Origin of the sequence: Pseudonocardia abyssalis, from assembly GCF_019263705.2 — a bacterium.
Lineage (GTDB): Bacteria > Actinomycetota > Actinomycetes > Mycobacteriales > Pseudonocardiaceae > Pseudonocardia > Pseudonocardia abyssalis.
In genome coordinates this window covers 3,030,192-3,051,879 of the sequence record NZ_JADQDK010000001.1, presented here as the reverse complement: position 1 = coordinate 3,051,879, position 21,688 = coordinate 3,030,192, and the positions used below count along the sequence as shown (strand labels likewise).

19 protein-coding genes are annotated in these 21,688 nt (G+C 73.7%); 10 read left to right on the top strand and 9 right to left on the bottom strand.

Going from position 1 to position 21,688, the window contains the following annotated elements:
- Positions 1 to 70: 70 nt before the first annotated feature.
- The gene (locus I4I81_RS14780; RefSeq protein ID WP_226363942.1) at positions 71 to 397 is read left to right on the top strand and encodes an antibiotic biosynthesis monooxygenase family protein; all 327 of its coding nucleotides are present in this window, start codon (positions 71 to 73) and stop codon (positions 395 to 397) included.
- A gap of 60 nt (positions 398 to 457) precedes the next feature.
- Positions 458 to 1,855, top strand: coding sequence for a glycine--tRNA ligase (locus I4I81_RS14775; RefSeq protein ID WP_218603037.1), 1,398 nt, complete (start codon positions 458 to 460; stop codon positions 1,853 to 1,855).
- Positions 1,856 to 1,946: 91 nt separating this feature from the next.
- Here I4I81_RS14775 and I4I81_RS14770 read toward each other — a convergent pair whose 3' ends face one another.
- Positions 1,947 to 2,936 carry a hemolysin family protein gene (locus tag I4I81_RS14770; RefSeq protein WP_218603038.1) on the bottom strand — a complete coding sequence of 330 codons (990 nt, stop codon included), beginning with the start codon at positions 2,934 to 2,936 and terminating at the stop codon, positions 1,947 to 1,949.
- Positions 2,937 to 3,006: 70 nt separating this feature from the next.
- Complete coding sequence (locus tag I4I81_RS14765; protein ID WP_218603039.1) at positions 3,007 to 4,356, bottom strand: hemolysin family protein; 1,350 nt, start codon at positions 4,354 to 4,356, stop codon at positions 3,007 to 3,009.
- Positions 4,357 to 4,697: 341 nt separating this feature from the next.
- On the opposite strand from I4I81_RS14765, the gene I4I81_RS14760 reads away from it, so the two are divergent.
- Genes I4I81_RS14760 through I4I81_RS14745 form a run of 4 tightly spaced genes read left to right on the top strand, consistent with a single transcriptional unit; the run spans position 4,698 to position 7,775 of the window.
- Positions 4,698 to 4,838: a helix-turn-helix domain-containing protein gene (locus I4I81_RS14760; RefSeq protein WP_218603040.1), complete on the top strand. Its 141-nt coding sequence runs from the start codon at positions 4,698 to 4,700 to the stop codon at positions 4,836 to 4,838.
- Positions 4,835 to 5,839 (top strand): XdhC family protein, encoded by a 1,005-nt coding sequence (locus tag I4I81_RS14755; RefSeq protein ID WP_226363941.1) that lies wholly within the window; start codon positions 4,835 to 4,837, stop codon positions 5,837 to 5,839. The genes I4I81_RS14760 and I4I81_RS14755 overlap by 4 nt, the downstream gene beginning before the upstream one ends.
- The gene (locus I4I81_RS14750; protein WP_218603041.1) at positions 5,836 to 6,516 is read left to right on the top strand and encodes a YdcF family protein; all 681 of its coding nucleotides are present in this window, start codon (positions 5,836 to 5,838) and stop codon (positions 6,514 to 6,516) included. Before I4I81_RS14755 ends, I4I81_RS14750 begins: the two co-directional genes overlap by 4 nt.
- Positions 6,513 to 7,775, top strand: coding sequence for a deoxyguanosinetriphosphate triphosphohydrolase (locus I4I81_RS14745; RefSeq protein WP_226363940.1), 1,263 nt, complete (start codon positions 6,513 to 6,515; stop codon positions 7,773 to 7,775). The genes I4I81_RS14750 and I4I81_RS14745 overlap by 4 nt, the downstream gene beginning before the upstream one ends.
- Positions 7,776 to 7,924: 149 nt before the next feature.
- Here I4I81_RS14745 and I4I81_RS14740 read toward each other — a convergent pair whose 3' ends face one another.
- From I4I81_RS14740 to I4I81_RS14725, 4 genes are all read right to left on the bottom strand, one after another.
- Positions 7,925 to 8,353 (bottom strand): MerR family transcriptional regulator, encoded by a 429-nt coding sequence (locus I4I81_RS14740; RefSeq protein ID WP_218603042.1) that lies wholly within the window; start codon positions 8,351 to 8,353, stop codon positions 7,925 to 7,927.
- 28 nt (positions 8,354 to 8,381) lie between these two features.
- Complete coding sequence (locus tag I4I81_RS14735) at positions 8,382 to 9,098, bottom strand: HNH endonuclease family protein (protein ID WP_226363939.1); 717 nt, start codon at positions 9,096 to 9,098, stop codon at positions 8,382 to 8,384.
- Between the two features lie 125 nt (positions 9,099 to 9,223).
- Positions 9,224 to 10,537 (bottom strand): DEAD/DEAH box helicase, encoded by a 1,314-nt coding sequence (locus I4I81_RS14730; RefSeq protein ID WP_218603043.1) that lies wholly within the window; start codon positions 10,535 to 10,537, stop codon positions 9,224 to 9,226.
- Positions 10,538 to 10,917: 380 nt separating this feature from the next.
- Positions 10,918 to 11,820: a serine protein kinase RIO gene (locus I4I81_RS14725; protein WP_218603045.1), complete on the bottom strand. Its 903-nt coding sequence runs from the start codon at positions 11,818 to 11,820 to the stop codon at positions 10,918 to 10,920.
- Positions 11,821 to 12,024: 204 nt separating this feature from the next.
- Between I4I81_RS14725 and I4I81_RS14720 the strand changes: the two genes are divergently transcribed.
- Positions 12,025 to 12,942, top strand: coding sequence for an NADP-dependent oxidoreductase (locus I4I81_RS14720; protein ID WP_218616110.1), 918 nt, complete (start codon positions 12,025 to 12,027; stop codon positions 12,940 to 12,942).
- Between the two features lie 15 nt (positions 12,943 to 12,957).
- Here the strand turns inward: I4I81_RS14720 and yaaA are convergent, their stop codons facing one another.
- Positions 12,958 to 13,707, bottom strand: coding sequence for a peroxide stress protein YaaA (yaaA, locus tag I4I81_RS14715; protein WP_218605928.1), 750 nt, complete (start codon positions 13,705 to 13,707; stop codon positions 12,958 to 12,960).
- Between the two features lie 179 nt (positions 13,708 to 13,886).
- Between yaaA and I4I81_RS14710 the strand changes: the two genes are divergently transcribed.
- Both I4I81_RS14710 and metX read left to right on the top strand, forming a co-directional pair.
- Positions 13,887 to 15,179 (top strand): bifunctional o-acetylhomoserine/o-acetylserine sulfhydrylase, encoded by a 1,293-nt coding sequence (locus I4I81_RS14710; RefSeq protein WP_218605927.1) that lies wholly within the window; start codon positions 13,887 to 13,889, stop codon positions 15,177 to 15,179.
- Between the two features lie 7 nt (positions 15,180 to 15,186).
- Positions 15,187 to 16,323 carry a homoserine O-acetyltransferase MetX gene (gene metX / locus I4I81_RS14705; RefSeq protein ID WP_218605926.1) on the top strand — a complete coding sequence of 379 codons (1,137 nt, stop codon included), beginning with the start codon at positions 15,187 to 15,189 and terminating at the stop codon, positions 16,321 to 16,323.
- A gap of 6 nt (positions 16,324 to 16,329) precedes the next feature.
- Here the strand turns inward: metX and I4I81_RS14700 are convergent, their stop codons facing one another.
- Both I4I81_RS14700 and I4I81_RS14695 read right to left on the bottom strand, forming a co-directional pair.
- Positions 16,330 to 17,718, bottom strand: coding sequence for a serine/threonine-protein kinase (locus I4I81_RS14700; protein WP_218616109.1), 1,389 nt, complete (start codon positions 17,716 to 17,718; stop codon positions 16,330 to 16,332).
- Complete coding sequence (locus I4I81_RS14695; protein WP_218616108.1) at positions 17,715 to 19,799, bottom strand: protein kinase domain-containing protein; 2,085 nt, start codon at positions 19,797 to 19,799, stop codon at positions 17,715 to 17,717. The genes I4I81_RS14700 and I4I81_RS14695 overlap by 4 nt, the downstream gene beginning before the upstream one ends.
- A gap of 142 nt (positions 19,800 to 19,941) precedes the next feature.
- On the opposite strand from I4I81_RS14695, the gene I4I81_RS14690 reads away from it, so the two are divergent.
- On the top strand, positions 19,942 to 21,687 hold the full coding sequence (locus tag I4I81_RS14690; RefSeq protein ID WP_218605719.1) for a proline--tRNA ligase: 1,746 nt from the start codon (positions 19,942 to 19,944) through the stop codon (positions 21,685 to 21,687).
- The last annotated feature ends 1 nt before the right edge of the window (position 21,688 follow it).

Below are 21,688 nucleotides of genomic sequence, written 5' to 3'. Positions count from 1 at the left end.
CCGCCAGTCGGTATCGAGTATCGATGTCACCGGCCGCGACCCCATGGTAGGCCGTCTAGGGTCCGGTCCCGTGCTGCTCCTGTGCCGCTTCGCGGTCGACCCCGCCGACGCCCCCGACTTCCTCGCCCGCGGCACCCGCGCTCTGGAGCTCCTCACCGCCGCGGAGGGCGCCCTGGACGGCCGGTTGGGCCGGTCCGTCGACGACCCGGGGCGCTGGGTGCTCGCCGTCCGGTTCACGAGCGTCGACGCCTACCGGCGCGCCCTGTCCCCGTTCCCGGTGCGCGAGCTCGTGGTGCCGCTGCTGTCCGAGGCGCTGGCCGACGAGCCCGCGACCTACGAGACGCTGGTCGACGCCACGGCCGGTACGGCGACGGAGTTCCCCAGCCTCCTGGCGTGAGCGGCCGGTCGCTACCCTGGGTGCTTCGTTCGCGCCCCCCTCGCTCAGGAGTACCGCCCCGTGGCCAGCTCGCCCAGTTCCGCCAAGATCGAGACCATCGTGTCGCTCGCCAAGCGTCGCGGCTTCGTCTTCGCCTCCGGCGAGATCTACGGCGGTACCCGGTCGGCGTGGGACTACGGCCCGCTCGGCGTCGAGCTCAAGGAGAACATCAAGAAGCAGTGGTGGCGCTACATGGTCACCGGCCGCGACGACGTCGTGGGCCTCGACTCGTCGGTCATCCTGCCCCGCCAGGTGTGGGTCGCGTCCGGTCACGTCGGCGTGTTCACCGACCCGCTGGTCGAGTGCCAGAGCTGTCACAAGCGCTTCCGCGCCGACCAGCTCGCCGAGGAGTACGTCGAGCGCACCGGCAAGGCGGCGACGGAGGAGGACCTCTCCGACGTCCCGTGCCCCAACTGCGGCACCCGCGGCCAGTACACCGAGCCGCGCGACTTCAACATGATGCTCAAGACGCACCTCGGCCCGGTCGAGACCGAGGAGGGCCTGCACTACCTGCGGCCCGAGACCGCGCAGGGCATCTTCGTCAACTTCCTCAACGTGCAGACGACCTCGCGCAAGAAGCCGCCGTTCGGCATCGGCCAGATGGGCAAGAGCTTCCGCAACGAGATCACGCCCGGAAACTTCATCTTCCGCACGCGCGAGTTCGAGCAGATGGAGATGGAGTACTTCGTCGAGCCCGGCACCGACGAGGAGCTGCACCAGTACTGGATCGACCAGCGCACCGACTGGTACGTCGACCTCGGCATCTCCCGCGACAACCTGCGCCACTACGAGCACCCGAAGGAGAAGCTCTCCCACTACTCCAAGCGCACCGTGGACGTGGAGTACCGCTTCAACTTCCAGGGCCAGGAGTGGGGCGAGCTCGAGGGCGTCGCCAACCGCACCGACTTCGACCTCACGACGCACTCCAACCACTCCGGCGTCGACCTGTCGTTCTACGACCAGGCGTCCGGCACCCGCTACAAGCCGTACGTGATCGAGCCCGCGGCGGGCGTCGGCCGGTCGATGATGGCGTTCCTCATCGAGGCCTACACCGAGGACGAGGCCCCCAACGCGAAGGGCGGCGTCGACAAGCGCGTCGTGCTGCGCCTGGACCGCCGCCTCGCGCCGGTCAAGGCCGCCGTGCTGCCGCTGAGCCGCAACGCCGACCTCTCGCCCAAGGCCCGCGACCTCGCCGCGCAGCTGCGCAAGAACTGGAACATCGAGTTCGACGACGCCGGCGCCATCGGCCGCCGCTACCGCCGCCAGGACGAGATCGGCACCCCGTTCTGCATCACGGTCGACTTCGACACCCTCAACGACGAGGCCGTGACGATCCGTGAGCGCGACTCGATGGCCCAGGAGCGCGTGGCCCTGGACCAGGTCGAGGGCTACCTCGCCGGTCGCCTGCTCGGCTGCTGAGGGCCCGTCGGGCTGTGATCACCGTTCGGGAACCGGGAGCGGGCCTGAGCCCGCTCTCGGTTCCGAGACGCCGATCATGGGCGGGTGGTGGCTAGACGGGCAGCAGGCGGTCGAGCAGGTCCTGCATCGTGACCAGGCCCAGCAGCTCGCCGTCGGACTCCACGAGCGCGAGGTGGTTGCGCTTCTCGCGCATGGCCCGCAGCGCGTCGTGGATGGCGGTGTCGGCGGACAGGGTGGCCACCGGCCGCATCAGGTCGGCCGCGGTGGTGCCGGCCGGGCCGGCCAGCGCGTCGCGGACGTGCACGACGCCCACCGGCTCACCGTCGCGGCCCACGACGAGCCGCAGGTGCCCGCTGGCGCGGGCGGCCTCGCGGATCGCCCGGACGTCGGCGTCGGCCGGCACCCAGGACACCTCGGCGCGCGGCCGCACGATGTCGCGCAGCGGGGCGCGGTCGACGTCGAGCGCGGAGAGGATCTGGTCACGCTGCTCGGCGTCCAGGGCCCCGGTGCTGGCCGAGTGGTCGACCAGCTCGCGCAGGTCGTCGGGGTTGCGGCCCTCGCCGAGCTCGTCGACCGGCTCCACGCCCACGCGGCGCAGGAACCAGTTGGCGACGCCGTTGAGCGCGAGCAGCACCGGCCGGGTGAGGATCATGAACCCGCGCATCGGCAGTGCGAGCATCGTGGCCGAGCGCTCCGGGTGCGCGATGGCCCACGACTTCGGTGCCATCTCGCCCACCACGAGGTGCAGGAACGTGACGACGATCAGCGAGAGCACGAACGACAGCACCCCGGCGACGCCCTCGTTGAGCCCGCCGAACAGCGGCGAGAGCAGCGACTCGACGGCCGGCTTGCTCACCGCACCGAGGCCGAGCACGCACAGCGTGATGCCCAGCTGCGAGCCCGCGAGCAGCAGCGAGAGGTCCTTCGCGCTCGCGAGGGCGGCCCGCGCCGCGGCACTGGTCTCCGCGGCCTCCTCGAGCCGGTAGCGGCGGGCCGCCACCAGCGCGAACTCGATCGCGACGAAGAACGCGCTCAGCGCGACCAGCGCCACGGTGATCCACAGCGAAACGGCGACGCTCATCGCTCGTCCTCGCTGCGCTCGGCCGGCGCTTCGCGCAGGCGCTGTGTCGATGATTCGCTCGCAAGCTCGCTCATGCCGACACCTCCTCGTCCACGGTCACGTCGGCGGTGACGAAGGCCAGGCGCACGGTGGCCGGCACGCGCCGCTCCACGGTGCACACGGTGGCCGTCAGGCGACGGTCACCGGTGTCCAGCTCGACGGTGTCGCCGACCTCGGGCAGCTTCTGCAGCCGGTCGATGACCAGCCCGCCGATGGTGTGGAACTCCCCACCGGGCAGGTCGGCGTCGACGAGGCGCTCGACCTCGTCGATGTTGTAGGTGCCGGGCACGGTCCACCCGCCGTCGCCGACGCGGATGGCGTCGCGGCCCGCGGGGTCGTGCTCGTCGGTGATCTCGCCGATGAGCTCCTCGGCGATGTCCTCCATCGTGACGACGCCGGCCAGGCCGCCGTACTCGTCGACGACGCAGGCGAACTCGTCGTCGGCCTCGCGCAGCCGCTCCAGCACCGCGGGCAGCGGCAGCGACGCCGGCACCATGACGGCGGTGCGGGCGGCGTCGGCGACGCGGACGGCGGTGAGGTCGCGGCCCTCCAGCGCGAGGACGTCGCGCAGGCAGATGACGCCCACGACGTCGTCGGCGCCGTCGCCGAGCACCGGCAGCCGGGAGTGCCCCGACGCCATGATCTCGACGAGCTCGGCCACCGTCTGGTCGGCCTGCACCGAGGCGACCCGCGGGCGAGGGATCATCGCGGCGCGGGCCGTGCGGTCGGTGAAGTCGAGGACGCGGTCGAGCAGGACGGAGAGCTCCTCGTCGATGTCACCGCTGTCGCGCGACTCGTCGACGATGGCCTCCAGGTCGCGCGGCGTCGCCGAGTGCTCGACGTCGTGCACCGGCTCGATGCGCAGGGCCCGCAGCAGCAGGTTCGAGGCCGCGTCGAAGATGCGGATGAGCCAGCCGAACGTGCGCAGGTAGATCGCGGTGGACAGCGCGAGTGCGCGCGCCACGGGCTCGGGCCGGGAGATGGCGAGGTTCTTCGGGAACAGCTCGCCGAAGACCATCTGCACGACGGTGGCGAAGAGCAGCGCCAGCGCGGTGCCGACCGCGATGCCGACGCCCTGGGGGACACCGACGCCGCCGAGCAGCGTGCCGATGCTGGCCCCGATCAGGGGCTCGGCGACGTACCCGACCAGCAGGCCGGTGACGGTGATGCCGAGCTGCGCACCGGAGAGCATGAACGAGGTGCGGTCGGTGATGCCCAGTGCCCGCTTCGCACCGGCGTCACCCGCTGCTGCGCGGGACTTGAGCCGGGAGCGGTCGACGGCCATGTAGCCGAATTCCTGGGCGACGAAGTAGCCGGTCAGCGCGGTGATCGCGAGGACGACGACGACGCCGAGGAGGAGGGATGCAACGGTGCTGATCATGTGAACCGTCCTGCGAGGACGGTGCACGTACTGTCGGACGGGTCCATGGTTCCTGTCTTCGGAGGGCCCGAACTCGGGCGATTCGCCCGGTTCAACGTCGCTGTCGCGGCGGTGGTTCCCCGAACCGCGCGCGATCATCCCCACGGTACGGCCCCTGACATCCCTCACCGTCACCACGTGAGGCCTGAGCCGGGTGTGTCGCGCCACTGCGGCCCACCGTGGAGCCATGACCAGCCCACGAGCACCCGGGCCCTACCCGCGACGGCACCGGCGGGGCCCGACCGTTCCCCGACCCGATCCCGGTCGGGGCGGCGCCGGAGCGAGCGGGTCCCGCCGACGTCGTGGGGCCGCTGCACCTGTCCGAGGGCGCCGTCCGCAACCACCTGTCGGCGGCGATCGGGAAGACCGGCGTGCGCACCCGCGGCGAGGCGGTGCGGCTGACCGAGGCGCGCGGCTGGTTGTGGCTACGCTGGTCGGCGTGACCGCTTCCCTGCGTGACCTCGGCTCCTCCCTGCGTCGCCTCGCCGGTTCGGGGGTCGGGGTGGTCCGGGTGCTGCAGCGCCACGGTTTCGGCACCGTCGAGAGTGGACAGATGGTCGTCGGGACGGCGGCCGGTGAGCGGGCGGGCGTGCTCTACCGCGGTGCACTGGACGACTCGGTGCTGCCGCTGGTCGCGGCCTCCGCACAGGGCCCGCAGACCCGCGAGGCGCACGTCGCCGAGGCCGCCGCGCTCGACGCCGGACTGGCCTGCGCGGGCGGCGCCACGCTGCTCGGGCACCCACTGCCCGCCGGGCACGCGGAGGTGCTGGGAGCGGCGCTGGAGAACGGCGAGCCCGCGGCGCTCGTGTCCGCCGCCGACGGCACCACCGCGATCGTGCTGACCGGCCCCGAGCTGGAGACCGTCACCGGGGCGCTGGGCTCCGACGCGCTCGACGAGTCCGCCGCCACCGCCGCCCGCACGCTGCTGCGCCGCGGCGCCACCGTCACCGAGCAGATCCCCACCGAAGCGGGCGACCTGCTGCTGGACCTGTGGGTCCCGGTGCCGTCGGTGCTGGTCGTGGGCGCGGGCGCGATCGGTGACGCCCTGGCGGCGCAGGCCGCGCTGTTGGGCTGGAGCTCGCGCTCGGAGTCCGGCCTGGACGCCACCGTCGCCGCGGTCGAGGCGTTCACCGCGGCCGACGTCCTCGTGCTGCTCGACCACGACCCCGCCTTCGACGCCGCGCTGCTCGCCGGCCTGCGCCACGGCCGCGGCTTCCTCGGCGCGCTCGGCTCGCGGCGCACGCAGTCGGCGCGCCGGGAGCGGCTGCTGGCCTCGGGCGTCACCGAGGAGGAGTTGGCCACCGTGCACGGCCCCGTCGGTCTCGACATCGGTGCCCGCACCCCCGCGGAGACGGCGGTGTCGATCGTCGCGCAGGTCGTCGCGGCCCGGGGCGGCCGGGCCGGCACCGCCCTCGCCGCGGCCCCGGGCCGGATCGGCGCATGAGCCCCCCGGGTTCCGAGGCGCCGACGGTCCGGCTCGGCGGTCCGGCCCGGCGCCGGGCCGGCTGGTTCCCGCGGCTCGTCGTCGGGGCGCTGGTGTTCGCCGTGCTCATCGTCGGGGGCACCGCGTTCCGGGTGTGGCAGGTCGCGCGCGTCGACGACCGCCGCGCCGTCGACGCCGTGGTCGTGCTCGGCGCGGCCCAGTACGACGGGGAGCCCAGCTCGATCTTCTCCTGGCGGCTGCGACACGCCCAGGTGCTCTACGAGGAGGGCGTCGCGCCGCTGATCGTCACCACCGGCGGCTCCGCGGAGGGCGACGAGTTCACCGAGGCAGAGGCCGGTCGCGCGTACCTGATCGACCGCGGCGTCCCGGCGTCGGCGATCGTCGCGGTGGGGGAGGGGTCCGACACGCTGGGCAGCCTGGAGGCCGTGGCCGACCGCGCCGAGGTCGACGGCTGGAGCACCGCGCTCGTCGTCAGCGACCCGTGGCACTCGCTGCGCGCCCGCACCATGGCCCGCGACGCCGGGCTCGACGCCTGGAGCTCGCCCACCCGCAGCGGGCCCGCGGTGCAGACGCGCGAGACGCAGTTCCGCTACATCCTCCGGGAGACCGCGGCGCTGCTGTTCTACCGGCTGACGCACGCGTCGGTCGACACGGGCTCCGACTCCGGCCTCGGGTGACCTTGTACACCGACCACGACCGGTACTCGGACCACGACCGCGAACGCCGGCTCCCCGAGCCGCCCAAGATCGGCAGCGAGCGTCGCACCCCGTTCTCCCGCGACCGCGCGCGCGTCCTGCACTCCGCCGCGCTGCGCCGGCTGGCGGGGAAGACGCAGGTCGTGGGGCCGGGGGAGGGCGCCGAGATCAGCGGTGTGCCGCGCACCCGGCTCACGCACTCCCTGGAGGTCGCGCAGATCGGGCGCGGGATCGCCGAGGAGCTGGGCTGCGACCCCGACGTGGTCGACACCGCCGGGCTCGCGCACGACATCGGGCACCCGCCGTTCGGGCACAACGGTGAGGTCGCGCTCGACGCGTGGGGTGCGTCGTGCGGCGGGTTCGAGGGCAACGCGCAGACGCTGCGGATCCTCACCCGGCTCGAACCCAAGATCGACCACGGGGACGTCACGGCGGGGCTCAACCTCACCCGCGCCACGCTCGACGCGTCGGCGAAGTACCCGTGGGAGCGCCGCCCCGGCACGTCGAAGTACGGCGCCTACGCCGATGACGCCGCGATGCTCGCCTGGGTGCGCGAGGGCGCACCGGAGGGGCGGTGCAGCATCGAGGCGCAGGTCATGGACTGGTCCGACGACGTCGCCTACTCGGTGCACGACGTCGAGGACGGCATCCTGTCCGGCCGCATCGACCTCGCGGCCCTCGGCTCCGCGCACGAGCGGGCCGCGCTGGGCGCCACCGCCGTCACGATGTTCGGGGCCGACGCCGGCGCCCTCGACGAGGCCGGTGACGTGCTGCTCGCCCTGCCCGTCGTCGACGCCGTGCGCGGGTTCACCCCGTCGACGGCGACCTCCTCCGCGCACATCGCACTCAAGCGCCTCACCAGCATCCTGGTCGGGCGGTTCGTCCTCGCCGCCGTCGACGCCACCCGCGCGGCCCACGGCGACGGCCCGCTCGCCCGCTACGCCGCAGACCTCGTCGTACCGCCCCGCGCCGCCGCGGAGGTGGCGCTGCTCAAGTCGGTGGCCCTGCGCTACGTGATGAGCGACCCGCAGCGCCTGGCCATGCAGACGCGACAGCGCGAGCTGCTCGCCGAGCTGGCCGACGCCCTGCTCGCCGGGGCACCGGGCACGCTCGACCCGGTGCTGGCCGAGGACTGGGCGGCGGCCCCGGACGACGCCGCCCGCCGCCGCGTGGTGGTCGACCAGGTGGCCGTGCTCACCGACCAGCAGGCGCACGCGAGGCACGCGGCACTCGTCCCGTAACGGGCATACTGGACACAGTGCGCACCCTCGGCAGCGTGGCACCGTTCACGATGGCCGGTCTCGCGCCGGTCCCGCTCGGCACCCGGGTCGTCGACGCCGACCGCGCGGACGTGCCCGGGTACCGGGTCACCGCGGCGGCCTGAGGGCGGTCAGGGCCGGCAGGTCCCGCCGTAGGTCGCGATCTTGAAGTCGACGGTGTCGAGCGCGAACTGCAGCTCGGCGAGCTGCGCCAGCACCGACTCGCGGTGGGCGACCAGCATCTCCAGCCGCTCGGGCTCCGTCACCGGCCCGTCCTCGGCCAGCGCGACGTAACGCTGCAGCTCCCGGATCGGCATGCCGGTCATGCGCAGGCGGTTGAGGAAGACCACGCGGCCGAAGTCGGCCGCGGAGTACGCCCGGTAGCCCGACGCGTCGCGGCCGACCGTGATCAGGCCGATGCGCTCGTAGTAGCGCAGGGTGTGGGCGGTGACGCCGGTGCGCTCGGCCGTCTCGGCGATGCTCAGCGTGGTCCCCGGCGCGGGGATGGCGGCGTCCTGCCTGCGGAGCCGGTCGAGGGCGTCGTCCACGGTGGTGGTCATGGAGTCGACGATAGGCCGTGCCCGGCGCTCAGCCGGCCAGTGCGGAGACCGGGAGCGGTTCGCCGGGGCAGTCCTCGAGCACCCGGGCGATCGCCTCGGACTCCGCGGCCGTGACCCACAGCCCGTAGGTCGCCTTCACCGCCACCTGCCGCGCGACGTAGGCGCACCGGTAGCCGCGCGAGGGGGGGAGCCAGGTGGCCGCGTCGCCGTCGCCCTTGGAGCCGTTGGTCGGGCCGTCGACGGCGAGCAGGTTGAGCGGGTCGTTCGCGAGCAGCTCGCGGGTGTCCTCGTCGAGCTGCTGCGCGCCGGTCTGCCAGGCGTTCGACAGCGCGACGACGTGGTCGATCTGCACGTCGGCACTCGTCGCCTCGCCACGCAGGAAGGGCACGCCGTCGCCGGTGTAGGGGTCGAGGAGCGCACCGGAGAGGACCACGCAGTCGTGGGTACCGGGCTTGTACTCGACCGAGGTCAGGTCGCGGGCGAGGACCTGGTTGCGCTGGTCGCAGCCGTCGCGGTCGACGTCGGCCCAGCGCTGGCCGAACTGCTCACGCCCGTAGCCGGTCTTCGGCGCCCGGCCCTTCACCGGCAGGGCGGCGAGAGCGGTGGCGGCGTCGCCCGTCGGGGCGGCCGAGGTCGTGGTCGGCAACGCCGGGAAGTCGTAGGAGGACAGGTCGGGGAGCTCGAGCCCGGCACACCCGGAGAGCAGCAGGACGGACAGGAGAACGGGGAACAGGGGCCGGCGCACCGGTCCCAGGATGGTCGACGAGCGCGCCCGGAGCCCGTCGCCGCGCCGCCCGTTCGGCGCATGCACGACGACGGCGCGGCACCCCGGGATCCGGGATGCCGCGCCGTCGTGGTCGAGCGGGTGGGTCAGGCGGCCGAACGACGTCCGCCGGTACGCGGGCGGCCACCACCGCTGCGGCCACCACCGCGCGGGGCGCCGGCCCCGGCGGCACTGCCGCGCGAGCGACGGCCGCTGCCGCGGGGCTGCTGCGCCGGCTTCGGCGGCTCGATGATGGGCACCCCGGACGGGATGCGCGCACCGGTGACCTTCGAGAGCGCGGCGTCGCCGGGAGCGACGTCGGTGTGCGTGGCCTTCACGCCGGCGAGCCGGGTGAGCCGCTCGACGTCGCGGCGCTCCTGCGGCGTGACCATCGTGACGACGACGCCGGAGTCCCCGGCCCGGGCGGTGCGACCCGCGCGGTGCAGGTAGTCCTTCGGGTCGGCAGGCGGGTCGACGTGCACGACGAGCGAGACGTCGTCGACGTGGATGCCGCGGGCGGCGACGTCGGTGGCGACGAGCACGGGCGTCTGCCCGTCCTTGAAGTCGGCGATCGCGCGGTTGCGGGCGTTCTGCGCCTTGCCGCCGTGCAGCGCGCCGGCGTTGATGCCGTCGCGGCGCAGCGTCTTGACCAGCCGGTCGACGCCGTGCTTGGTGCGCACGAACAGGATCGTGCGGCCGTCGCGGGCGGCGATCTCGGTGACCACGCGGGGCTTGCTCGACAGGTCGACGTGCAGCACGTGGTGGTCCATCGTCTCCACCTGGGCGGTGGAGGACGCGATCGACCGGGTGACCGGGTCGGTCAGGTACTGGCGCACCAGGGTGCCGACCTCGCCGTCGAGCGTGGCGGAGAACAGCAGCCGCTGCCCGTCGGCCGGCGTCAGGTCGAGGATCTTGCGGACCTGGGGCAGGAAGCCCATGTCGGCCATGCGGTCGGCCTCGTCGATCGCGGTGATCTCGACGCCGGACAGGTCGCAGGTGCGCTGCGTGGTGTGGTCGGTGAGCCGGCCCGGGGTGGCGACCAGCAGGTCGATGCCGCGGTTGAGCTCGGCGACCTGCCGGTTGAACGACATCCCGCCGACGACCGATGTGGTGGTGAGCCCGAGCGCCCTGGCGAACGGGGTGAGCGCGTCGACGACCTGCGTCGCCAGCTCGCGGGTGGGGACCAGCACGAGCCCGCGCGGGCGGCGGGCCTGCGAGCGGCCGCCGGCGAGCCGGGACAGCAGCGCGAGGCCGAAGGCCAGCGTCTTGCCGGAGCCGGTCTGTCCGCGGCCGAGCAGGTCGCGCCCGGCGATCGTGTCGGGCAGCGTGGCGGCCTGGATCGGGAACGGCTCGGTGAAGCCCTCCGCGGCCAGGGCCTTGACGACCGGCTCGGGCAGCCCGAGCTGGGCGAACGTGGGCATGCCGGACTCCGGCACGGTCCACAGCACCTCGGGCGGAGCGGGGGTGCTCGGCGCCGAGGGGCGCGCCGGTCCGCGGGAGCGGCCGGGCGACGGGCGTCCGCCGCCGCCACCGGAGCGGCGCGGACGCGAGCTCGCCGACGAGAAGTTCGCACGGCGAGAAGAGCTGGGGGAAGACAAGTAAGAAAACCTCCGGGACGTGGCACGTCAGCACGGAGAAGCAGCGCCGAGATGACGGCGGCTGAGATCTCGAGGGACGAGCCCGGGCGCAGTCGTTGCGCCCTGAATGGGTACTGCGGGTGCGCCCTGGTGGGGACGGCCGATAGAGACGGGCCGGGCGCTCGTGATCGAGTCTAGCCGCCCGGCCCGGCCCCGGCCGACACCTAGCCCTGTGACGTTCCCATCCCCGACGCGACGAGCAGCTCGTCGAGCAGCGTGGCGGGCTGTCCGACCTCGGGCGGCAGCCCCTTCGCCGTGAACCACTCGCCGATCCGCCGCACGTCGCGGGCGAGGAACTCCGGGCCCTGCGGGTTGCCCACGACGTCCACGACCTGCGGCAGGTCGATCAGTACGAGCCGGCCGCGGTGGACGAGGACGTTGTAGGCGGAGAGGTCGCCGTGCGTGAGTCCGTGGCGGGCCAGCCCGAGCAGGGCGTCGACGAGCTGGTGCCAGAGATCACAGAGCTCGTCGACGCCCGGGCGGCACTGCGCGAGCCGCGGGGCTGCGGTGCCGTCCGGGTCGCCCACGAACTCCATCAGCAGCTCGGTGCCCGAGCACTGCACGGGGTAGGGGACGGGCACACCGTGGCTCCACAGCAGCGACAGTGCCGCGAACTCCGCGCCCGCCCACTGTGTGGCGAGGATGTCGCGGCCGAACGCGGTGCGCCCGGCCATCGCGCGCATCTCCCGGGAGCGCCGCACGCGGCGGCCCTCCAGGTAGCCCGCGTCGCGGTGGAACATGCGGTGCTCGGCGGTGCGGTAGCGCTTCACGGCCATGACGGCGCTGCGGTCGGTCCCGGGCACCGCGCGCTCCAGCAGGCCGACGTCGGCCTCCTTGCCGGACTTGAGTGCGCCGAGCTCGGTGTCGACCGCGGCGTGCTCGGTGATCACCCAGTGCGGCAGCGGATCGGGGCCGTGGTCGGCTCCGTCCCATGTGGACCAGCGGTCGCCCTCGGGCGGGCCGTCGGGTTCGGCACCGGCCCGCTCGTCGAACGCGGAGAGGTCGGTGCGGGTGCGGCGGGGTTCGTCGTCGTCGACACGGCGGCGCTTGCGGACGGGCTCGTACAACGGGGGTCTCCTCGAGAGGCGCCCCGGCGCGAGTCAGCGCGGGGCGGGGATCGGACGGACGCGCGGCACGTCCAGGACAGTCGTGGACATCACGCACACCTCCTCACCTCTCGGACGGCGCTCACCCTCGCGCATCCGCCCGCCCGACCGCCACCGATTAACCGCGCCACGATTGGGAGGCGCCGGGACGGGGCACGCTCGGGCATGAAGGCATATGTGTTCACGCAGTACGGCGGCCCCGAGAACCAGGAGATCCAGGAGCTCCCGACGCCCGAGCCGGGTCCGTCGGAGGTGCGCATCGCGGTGCGCGCGGCCGGGGTGAACCCGATCGACTGGAAGATCCGCCAGGGCTTCCTGCGCGAGTTCCTGCCACGCGACCTGCCCGCGGTGCTCGGTGGTGAGGCCGCCGGGGTCGTCGAGGCGGTCGGGCAGGACGTCGACGGGTTCGCCGTCGGCGACGAGGTCTTCGGCAACACGTCGTCGACGTCCGGGGCCTACGCTGAGCAGGCGCTGCTCAGCGCCGCGGCGACGGCGAAGAAGCCCGGCGGACTGCCGTTCACCGCCGCGGCGGTGCTCCCGATCGCCGCGGCCACCGCGTACGACGGCCTCGCGCAGCTCAAGCTCGACGCCGGCGCGACGCTGCTGATCAACGGCATCGGCGGGGGAGTCGGGGTGGTGGCGGCCCAGCTCGCGCGCGACCGCGACATCACCGTCGTCGGCACGGCCTCGGAGGACAAGCGGGTGCTCGTCGAGTCCCTCGGCGCGATCCTGGTGCCCTCGGGCGACGGGGTGGCCGAGCGCGTCCGCCAGATCCTGCCCGAGGGCGTCGACGCGATCCTCGACCTCGTGGGCGGCGACGCGCTGCGTGCGGTGGCCGAGCTGGCCGGCGACCGGTCGAGGATCGTCACCGCGGGCGACCCCGGCACGGCGGCGGAGGTCGGCGGCGTGCTGATCGAGCGCGACGGCACCTCGACCGTGCTCGACGCGGTGGTGGCGCTCGTGGCGCAGGGGAAGATCGACTCGCACGTCGGCGAGGTCTTCCCCCTCGACGACGCGGGCTCCGCGCTGGCGGCGGTCGAGGCGGGCCACGCCCGCGGCAAGGTCGTCATCGAGATCGGCTGAGCGATCGGCCGGCTCTCAGGCCGGCACGATCACGTGCAGCACCGCGGGGCCCGGTCGCTCGACGCGCATCCCGGCACGCCGGGCGATCGCGGCCACCGCGGCGGCGTCGACGGGTTCCGCGCGCGTCCCGGCGAGCAACCGGGCGAGCCGTCCCTTGTGCGCCTTGTTGAAGTGGCTGATCACCGTGCGGGTGCCGTCCGGGCGCTCGGCCAGCACGTCCACGTCGACGGCCCCGGGCACGCGGGCGAACGCGGCGTAGGAGCCGGAGCGCAGGTCGACGACCAGCTCCCCGTCGGCGATCGTGCGCAGCACCGGTTCGAGGAGCGGCTTCCACGCCGCGGCGAGCGTGCCGCGCCCGGGCAGGGCCGAGCCCGCGGAGAGCCGGTAGGCCGGGATCGGGTCGTCGGCGCGCACCAGGCCGAACAGTGCCGAGGCGACGGCGAGGCGCTCGCGGGCCCGGCCCGCGGCCGCCCCGCGCAGGGACCGGACGTCGAGCGCGTCGTAGAGGACGCCGGTGTAGCGGTGCAGTGCGGGCGTCGTGGGGCTGGTGCGGAGCGCGGCGTTGCGCGTGACCTCGTCGTCCTGCTTCGGGGACAGGCCGAGCGCCGCGCGGGAGGCGTCCAGGTCGGCGGCCAGGGCGACCACGGCATCGACCAGCTCCGCGCGGAGCGGGCCCAGCTCGGGATGGTTCAGGGCGTCCAACCGCAGCGGCGGGCCGTCGCCGCCGTGGATCTTGGTCTCCGACGGCGGGAGCAGCACGAGCACGACGGGGACGGTAGCCGGACGTGGCGTTGTGCCCTCGTGGCGACCCCGTTACGGTCACCCCCGTGATCCCCCTCGTGACCCGTCGGCATGTGGACTACATGCGCGTCACGAGCGCGGCCTGTCGACCCGGCCGCTGACCGAGTCCGCACGTCCTCTCATCTCGTTCTCTGGAGACACGTATGTCCGAATCCTGGTCCTTCGAGACCAAGCAGGTCCACGCCGGTGCCGCCCCCGACCCCACCACGGGCGCCCGGGCCACCCCGATCTACCAGACCACCGCGTACCAGTTCCGCGACACCGACCACGCCGCCGCGCTGTTCGGCCTGGCCGAGTTCGGCAACATCTACACGCGGATCATGAACCCGACGCAGGACGTGCTGGAGCAGCGCATCGCGGCGCTCGAGGGCGGTGCCGCGGCCGTCGCCACGGCGTCCGGCCAGTCGGCAACCACGCTGGCGATCCTCAACATCGCGGAGGCGGGCGACCACATCGTCTCCAGCGCCGCGCTCTACGGCGGCACGTACAACCTGTTCCACTACACGCTGCCGAAGCTCGGCATCGAGGTGTCGTTCGTCGACCCCGACGACCTCGACGCGTGGCGCGGCGCCGTCCGCCCGAACACCAAGCTGTTCTTCGGCGAGACCGTGGGCAACCCGCGCAACAACGTGCTCGACATCCGCGCCGTCGCGGACGTGGCCCACGAGCTCGGCCTGCCGCTGCTCGTCGACAACACGGTGCCCACGCCGTTCCTGCTGCGCCCGATCGAGCACGGCGCCGACATCGTCATCCACTCGGCCACCAAGTTCCTGGGCGGGCACGGCACCGCGATCGGCGGCGTCATCGTCGACTCGGGGACCTTCCCGTGGACCGAGCACTCCGAGCGCTTCCCCGGCCTCACCACGCCCGACCCCAGCTACCACGGCGCCGTCTTCACCGACGCCGTCGGCCCGATCGCGTACGCGATCAAGCTGCGCGTGCAGTTGCTGCGCGACATCGGCCCGGCCATCGCCCCGCTCAACAGCTTCCTGATCATCCAGGGCATCGAGACGCTGTCGCTGCGCATGGAGCGTCACACGTCCAACGCGCAGACGCTGGCGGAGTGGCTCGAGGCGCGCGACGAGGTCGAGACCGTCTACTACGCCGGCCTGCCGTCGAGCCCGTTCCACGCCGCCGCGCAGAAGTACCTGCCGCGCGGTGCCGGTGCGATCGTCGCGTTCGACATCGTCGGTGGTGTCGAGGCGGGCAAGAAGTTCGTCGACGCCCTCGAGCTGCACAGCCACCTCGCCAACATCGGCGACGTGCGCAGCCTCGTGATCCACCCGGCCAGCACCACCCACAGCCAGCTCACCCCGGAGGAGCAGGCCGCCACCGGCGTCACGCCGGGCCTCGTCCGCCTGTCGGTGGGCCTCGAGCACGTCGAGGACCTCAAGGCCGACCTCGAGGCGGGCTTCCGCGCGGCGAAGGGCGCATGATCGACGCGTGACGACGACTCTCGACCCCTCTCCCGCCACCGGTGCGTGGCGGGAGGGGGACCCGCCCGGCCGACGGCGTTGGACGTCGCCCGCCTCCCTCCGTGTCGAGTCCGGCACTGAGCTCCCCGACGTCCGGCTGGCCTACGAGACGTGGGGCGAGCTCGCCCCCGACCGCTCCAACGCGGTCCTCGTGCTGCACGCCCTCACCGGCGACAGCCACGTCACCGGCCCGGCCGGTCCGGGGCACCCGACGTCCGGGTGGTGGGACACGCTCGTCGGCCCGGGCCGCCCGCTCGACCCGGCCCGCTGGTTCATCGTGGCGCCCAACGTCCTCGGTGGCTGCCAGGGCAGCACGGGGCCGTCCAGTCCGGCGCCCGACGGGCGGCCGTGGGGGAGCCGGTTCCCGGTGCTGACACCGCGCGACGCGGTGGCGGCGGAGACCGTGCTCGCCGACGAGCTGGGCGTCGACACGTGGGAGTGCGTCGTCGGCGGGTCGATGGGGGCGATGCGCGCGCTGGAGTGGGCCGCGATGGAGCCCGACCGCGTGCGGCGACTGGGCCTGCTGGCCGGGCCCGCGGCGACCTCGGCCGACCAGATCGGCTGGGCGTCGCCCCAGATCGCGGCGATCCGGGCCGACGCGGGTTGGCGCGGCGGCGACTACCACGACGCCGCCCCCGGGGAGGGCCCGCACGTGGGCCTGGGTATCGCGCGGCGGATCGCGCACCTGAGCTACCGCAGCGGGTTCGAGCTGGCCGAGCGCTTCGGCCGTGACGCACAGGACGACGAGGACCCCTGGCACGGCGGCCGGTACGCGGTGGAGAGCTACCTCGACCACCACGCCGCGAAGCTCGTACGACGCTTCGATGCGGGCTCCTACGTGCGGCTGACCGAGATGATGAACGCCCACGACGTGGGCCGGGGCCGCGGCGGGGTCGCCGCCGGGCTGGCCGGGGTGCGGGCGAGGACGACGGTGGTCGGCATCAGCTCCGACCGGCTCTACCCGCCGGCGCAGCAGGCCGAGCTGGCCGCCGGGATCCCGGGCTCCGGCCCGGCGCGGATCATCGAGTCCCCCTACGGCCACGACGGGTTCCTCATCGAGGCCGACGCCGTCGGGACGATGATCGCGGAACTGCTGGAGTCCTGATCGCCCTCAGCGTGCCCCGGCGAGGGCGACGACGACCGTGGCGGCGATCAGCAGGACGGCCAGCACCGCGAGCAGGACGATCCACCGCCGCTCGTTCGGCCGGCCGCGGGCCGGGTCGGCAACGGACCGCGGGTTCCCCGTCTCCGGGGGCACGTCGGTCGGGGGCGGGGCGAACGTCGTGACGGGGCCGGGTGCGGCGGGTCGCGCGCGGCGGTCGGGCACCGGCATCCGGCGGGTCGCCGCCTCGCTCCCGGGGGCGGCGGCGTCCGGGGTGGCGGCGGGCTCCTCGACGGTCGCGGGCTCCTCGACGGTCGCGGGCTCCTCGACGGTCGGGGACTCCTCGACGGTCGGGGGCTCCGTGTCGGTCGGGGGCTCCGTGTCGCTCGGGGGTCCCCCGGCTGCGGGTCCCTCGGCCGGGGGTGTCCCGGCTGCCGGTTCCTCGGCAGCCGGTGCCCCGCCGGCGGGGGGCTCCTCCTCCGCGCCGGCGTCGGTCTCCGCGGTCACCGGCACGACCATCGCGGCCGTGGACCCCGGCACGGGCCGGGGGGCCGGTCCGGGCTTCGCGTTCAGGGCCGCGACCAGCTCGTCGGCGAAGTCGCGTGCAGTGGCCGGGCGGGCGTCCGGGTCCTTGGACAGGACCCGGGCCAGCACCGCGTCCACCTCGGGCGGGAGCTCGGGACGGTGCGTCGACGGGGGCAGCGGGTCCTCCCGGACGTGCGCGAGGAGCACGGCCAGCTCGTGGTCGCGCTCGAACGGCAGGTGGCCGGTCAGGCACTGGTAGACCAGCCCGCCGAACGCGTAGACGTCGGTCCGGCGGTCCAGCGGCCGGCCCGCGATCTGCTCCGGCGCGATGAAGTCGACCGAGCCCAGTACCTGCCCGGTCGCGGTGAGGGGCGGGCCGGACGTGGCGCGCTTGGTGATCCCGAAGTCGCTCAGGTAGAAGTGGTCGCCGCCGCGGGCGCCGGTGGCGGACAGCACGTTCGCCGGCTTGATGTCGCGGTGCACCAGCCCGGCGTCGTGGGCGACCCCGAGGGCCCCCGCGAGCTGGTCGACCAGCACCCGCAGCCGGTCGTGGTGCAGCGGGTCGCCCGCCGCGAGCAGGTCGCGCAGGTCGCCCTGTTCGACGTAGCGCATGACGAGGAACAGCAGACCGTCCGCCTCGCCCGCGTCGTAGACCGGGACGATGTGCGGGTGCTCCAGCTCGGCGACGATCTGGGACTCGCGCGCGAACCGGGTCCGGAAGGTGGGGTTCGACGCGAACTCGGGGTCGAGGACCTTCAGGGCGACGTGCCGGTGCAGGTGCACGTGCTCGGCGAGGTAGACCGTGCTCATCCCGCCCCGCCCGATGCGCCGGATCAGGCGGTAGCCCGCGATCTGCGTCGGGTCGGGGCTCACGTGGCGGCGGTGTCGAGGACCATGATCTCCCCGGCGTTGAGCAGCGAGACGTAGGCCCGGGACCCGTCGGGCAGCACCGAGATGCTCGACGGCCCGTCGCCCGTCGGGATGGTCGCCGAGACGGCGTCCGTCGCGGTGTTGACGACGCTGATGGTGTCGTCGTCGACGTTCGCGGTGTAGAAGAAGCGGCCGTCCGGCGAGTAGGCGATGTCCTGCGGGGCCCGCCCGACCGGCACGGTCGCCACGACCGCGTTGGTCGCCGTGTCGATCACGTACACGTCGTTGCTGCCGTAGTTGACGACGGCGACGCGGGTGCCGTCCGGTGACACGGCGGTGCTGTGCGGGGACGTGCCGACGGGGATCTCCGCGACGACGGCGCTGGTCGCGGCGTCGATCACGGACAGGAGACCGGACTCGTGGTTGGCGGTGTAGAAGAACCGCCCGTCGCGGCCGAACGCCACCCAGTGCGGGTTGGGGGCCACGTCGATCTCCTGGCGGACCGACCCCGCGGCGAGGTCGATGACGTCGACGCGGCCGTCGTCGTGGCTGGGGACGTAGAGCAGGCTCCCGTCGGGGTTCGTCGACGACGCGAACGGCCGCTTCCCGACCGGGATCGTCGCGACGATCTCGTTGGAGGCGGTGTCGAGGACCGAGACGAAGTTGATCGTGAAGTCGTCGTTGTAGACGCTCAGGTAGGCCTGTGACCCGTCGGGGGAGAACGACACGAACCGGGGCGGGCCCGCGGGGACCGGGATCGTCGCCGTGATGCTGTTGATGGTCGTGTCGAACACCGTCACCACGCCCGCGTTGCGGTTGCAGATGTAGGCGAAGCGGCCGTTGGGCGTCACGTGGACGTAGCCGGGGGTGGCGCCGCCGGGGAACGTGCCGAGCACCGACGGGATCGCGACGGCGGCCCGGATCCGGACCGCCTCGACCTCGGGCACCGGCGCGGCCGTCGGCCCGGCGTCCGCGGTCGCCCCCGGTCCGAAGACCCGGACCACGGTGAGGACGAGCGCGACCAGCGAGACCACGACGAGTGCGCCGAGCCCGATCAGCAGGGGGCTGCGCCGCGGCCGCGCGGGGGCGGGATCGTCGGTGGGCAGGGGGTCCGACGACCGGTGCTTCCCGTCGGCCGACGCGAGCCCCAGCGACTCGACGGGCAGCATCCGGCCGGGACCCGACGGCGCGGTCCGCACGGTCGGCGTGACCGGTGCGACCTGCGGGCGCGCGTGCACCACGGTGGCCGTCCCGTCCGACGACCCCGACCCGACGGCGGCCCGCGCCGCGGCGGCGAACGCTCCCGCCGACTCGAACCGGTCGTCGGGCCGCTTGGCCATGCCCCGCGCGACGACAACGTCGAGCGCGGGCAGGACGGTCCGGCTCAGCGTGCTGGGCGTCGGGGGGTCGGTGAACAGGTGGGCGTACATCAGCGCGGGCAGGTCCTCACCGGCGAACGGCCGGGTGGCGGTGAGGCACTCGTAGAGCAGGCAGGCCAGCGAGTAGACGTCGGCGCGGCAGTCGACCGGCTGGTTGGAGAAGCGCTCGGGCGCCATGTAGTCGAGCGTGCCGATGGTCGCGCCGGTCATCGTCAGCGAGGTGCGGGCCGTGCCGATGGACCGGGCGATGCCGAAGTCGACGACGTAGACGAAGTCGTTCGCGGTCACGAGCACGTTGGACGGCTTGACGTCGCGGTGCACCAGTCCGTCGGCGTGTGCGGCGTCCAGCGCCTCGGCGATCTGGCTGATGATGTGGACCGCACGGGTGGGCGGGAGCGCGCCGTCCTCGGTCAGGATCTGCCCGATGTCGCGGCCGTCGACCAGGCGCATGTCGATGAACAGCCGGCCGTCGATCTCGCCGAAGTCGTGGATCGGGATGACGTGCGGCTCGCGCAGCCGGGCGGCGACGTGGGACTCCCGGCGGAACCGGCGCGTGTACTCCTCGTCGCCGGAGAACAGCTCGGGCAGCAGCTTGAGCGCGACCTCGCGGTCGCGACGGGTGTCGTGGGCGCGGTAGACCTCGCCCATGCCGCCCGATCCGAGCAGGTCCTGCACGACGTACTGGCCGAACTGTCGGGAGATCATCGGCGCTCCGCACTCGGGCTGGTCGCTGTCCGTTCGCTCTGTCGCACGTGCGAGGGGAAAGGTTACGGCGCGGCGGCCGCCCGTGGGTTAAGGCGAGATACCGGCACGACGGGTCCGGGGGAGCGTCGCTACGCTGATCCGGGTGCTGACCAGGATGTCGACGTTGTTCCTCCGGACCCTGCGCGATGACCCGGCCGACGCGGAGGTACCGAGCCACAAGCTGCTCGTCCGCGCCGGCTACGTGCGTCGCGTCGCCCCGGGGATCTACACCTGGCTGCCGCTGGGGCTGAAGGTGCTGCGCGCGGTCGAGCAGATCGTGCGCGAGGAGATGGACGCCATCGGCGCCCAGGAGATCCAGCTGCCCGCGCTGCTGCCCCGCGAGCCCTACGAGGCCACCGGCCGCTGGACCGAGTACGGCCCGAACCTGTTCCGGCTCAAGGACCGCCGCGGCAACGACTACCTCCTCGGCCCCACGCACGAGGAGCTGTTCACGCAGGTCGTCAAGGGTGAGTACGGCTCGTACAAGGACTACCCCGTCACGCTGTACCAGATCCAGAACAAGTACCGCGACGAGGCGCGACCCCGCGCGGGCATCCTGCGCGGGCGCGAGTTCCTCATGAAGGACTCCTACTCCTTCGACCTCACCGACGAGGGCCTGTCGGAGTCCTACCGCAACCACCGCGCGGCCTACGTGAAGATCTTCGACCGGCTCGGGTTGGAGTACGTCGTCGTCGCGGCCACCTCGGGCGCGATGGGCGGGTCGGCGTCGGAGGAGTTCCTGGCGGTCGCACCCACCGGCGAGGACACCTTCGTCCAGAGTCCGGGCGGCTACGCGGCCAACGTCGAGGCCGTCACCACGACGGTGCCCGCGGAGATCCCGCTCGACGGGCTGCCCGAGGCGCAGGCGCACCACACCCCGAACACCCCGACGATCGAGTCGCTCGTCGACTTCCTCAACGGTGCCGGTCTGGACCGCACGTTCACCGCGGCCGACACCCTCAAGAACGTGCTGGTCAAGACCCGCAACCCCGGGGAGCAGGAGTGGACGCTGCTCGGCGTCGGCGTGCCCGGTGACCGCGAGGTCGACATGAAGCGGCTGGAGGCCGCGCTGGAGCCCGCCGAGGTGGTGCTGCTCACCGACACCGACTTCGCGAAGAACGCGTTCCTCGTGAAGGGCTACATCGGGCCGGTGTCGCTGGCCGCCAACGGCGTGCGCTACCTCGTCGACCCCCGCGTCGTCACCGGCACCGCGTGGGTCACCGGCGCCGACAAGGCCGACCACCACGTCGTCGACCTCGTCGCGGGCCGCGACTTCACCCCCGACGGCACGATCGAGGCCGCCGAGGTCCGCGAGGGCGACCCGGCCCCCGACGGGTCCGGCCCGCTGTCGGCCGCGCGCGGCATCGAGATCGGGCACGTGTTCCAGCTCGGCCGCAAGTACGCCGACGCCGCGCAGCTCGACGCGCTGGGCCCGGACTCGAAGCCCGTCCGCATCACGATGGGGTCCTACGGCATCGGCGTCTCGCGGCTCGTCGCGGTGATCGCCGAGCAGAACCACGACGACTCGGGCCTGCTGTGGCCGGCCGCCGTCTCGCCGTACGACGTGCACGTCGTCGTCGCGGGCAAGAGCGAGGAGATCGCGACCGGCGGCGCCGCGCTGGCCACCGACCTGGAGGCCGCCGGGCTGCGCGTCCTGCTCGACGACCGCAAGGCCTCGCCGGGCGTCAAGTTCGCCGACGCGGAGCTGGTCGGCGTGCCGACGATCGTCGTCGCCGGCCGCGGGCTCGCCACCGGCGTGATCGAGGTCAAGGACCGCCGCAGCGGCGAGCGCGTCGAGATCGCGCTGGCCGACGCGGTCGCCCACCTGACGGGGCGGGCGACCGCCTAGC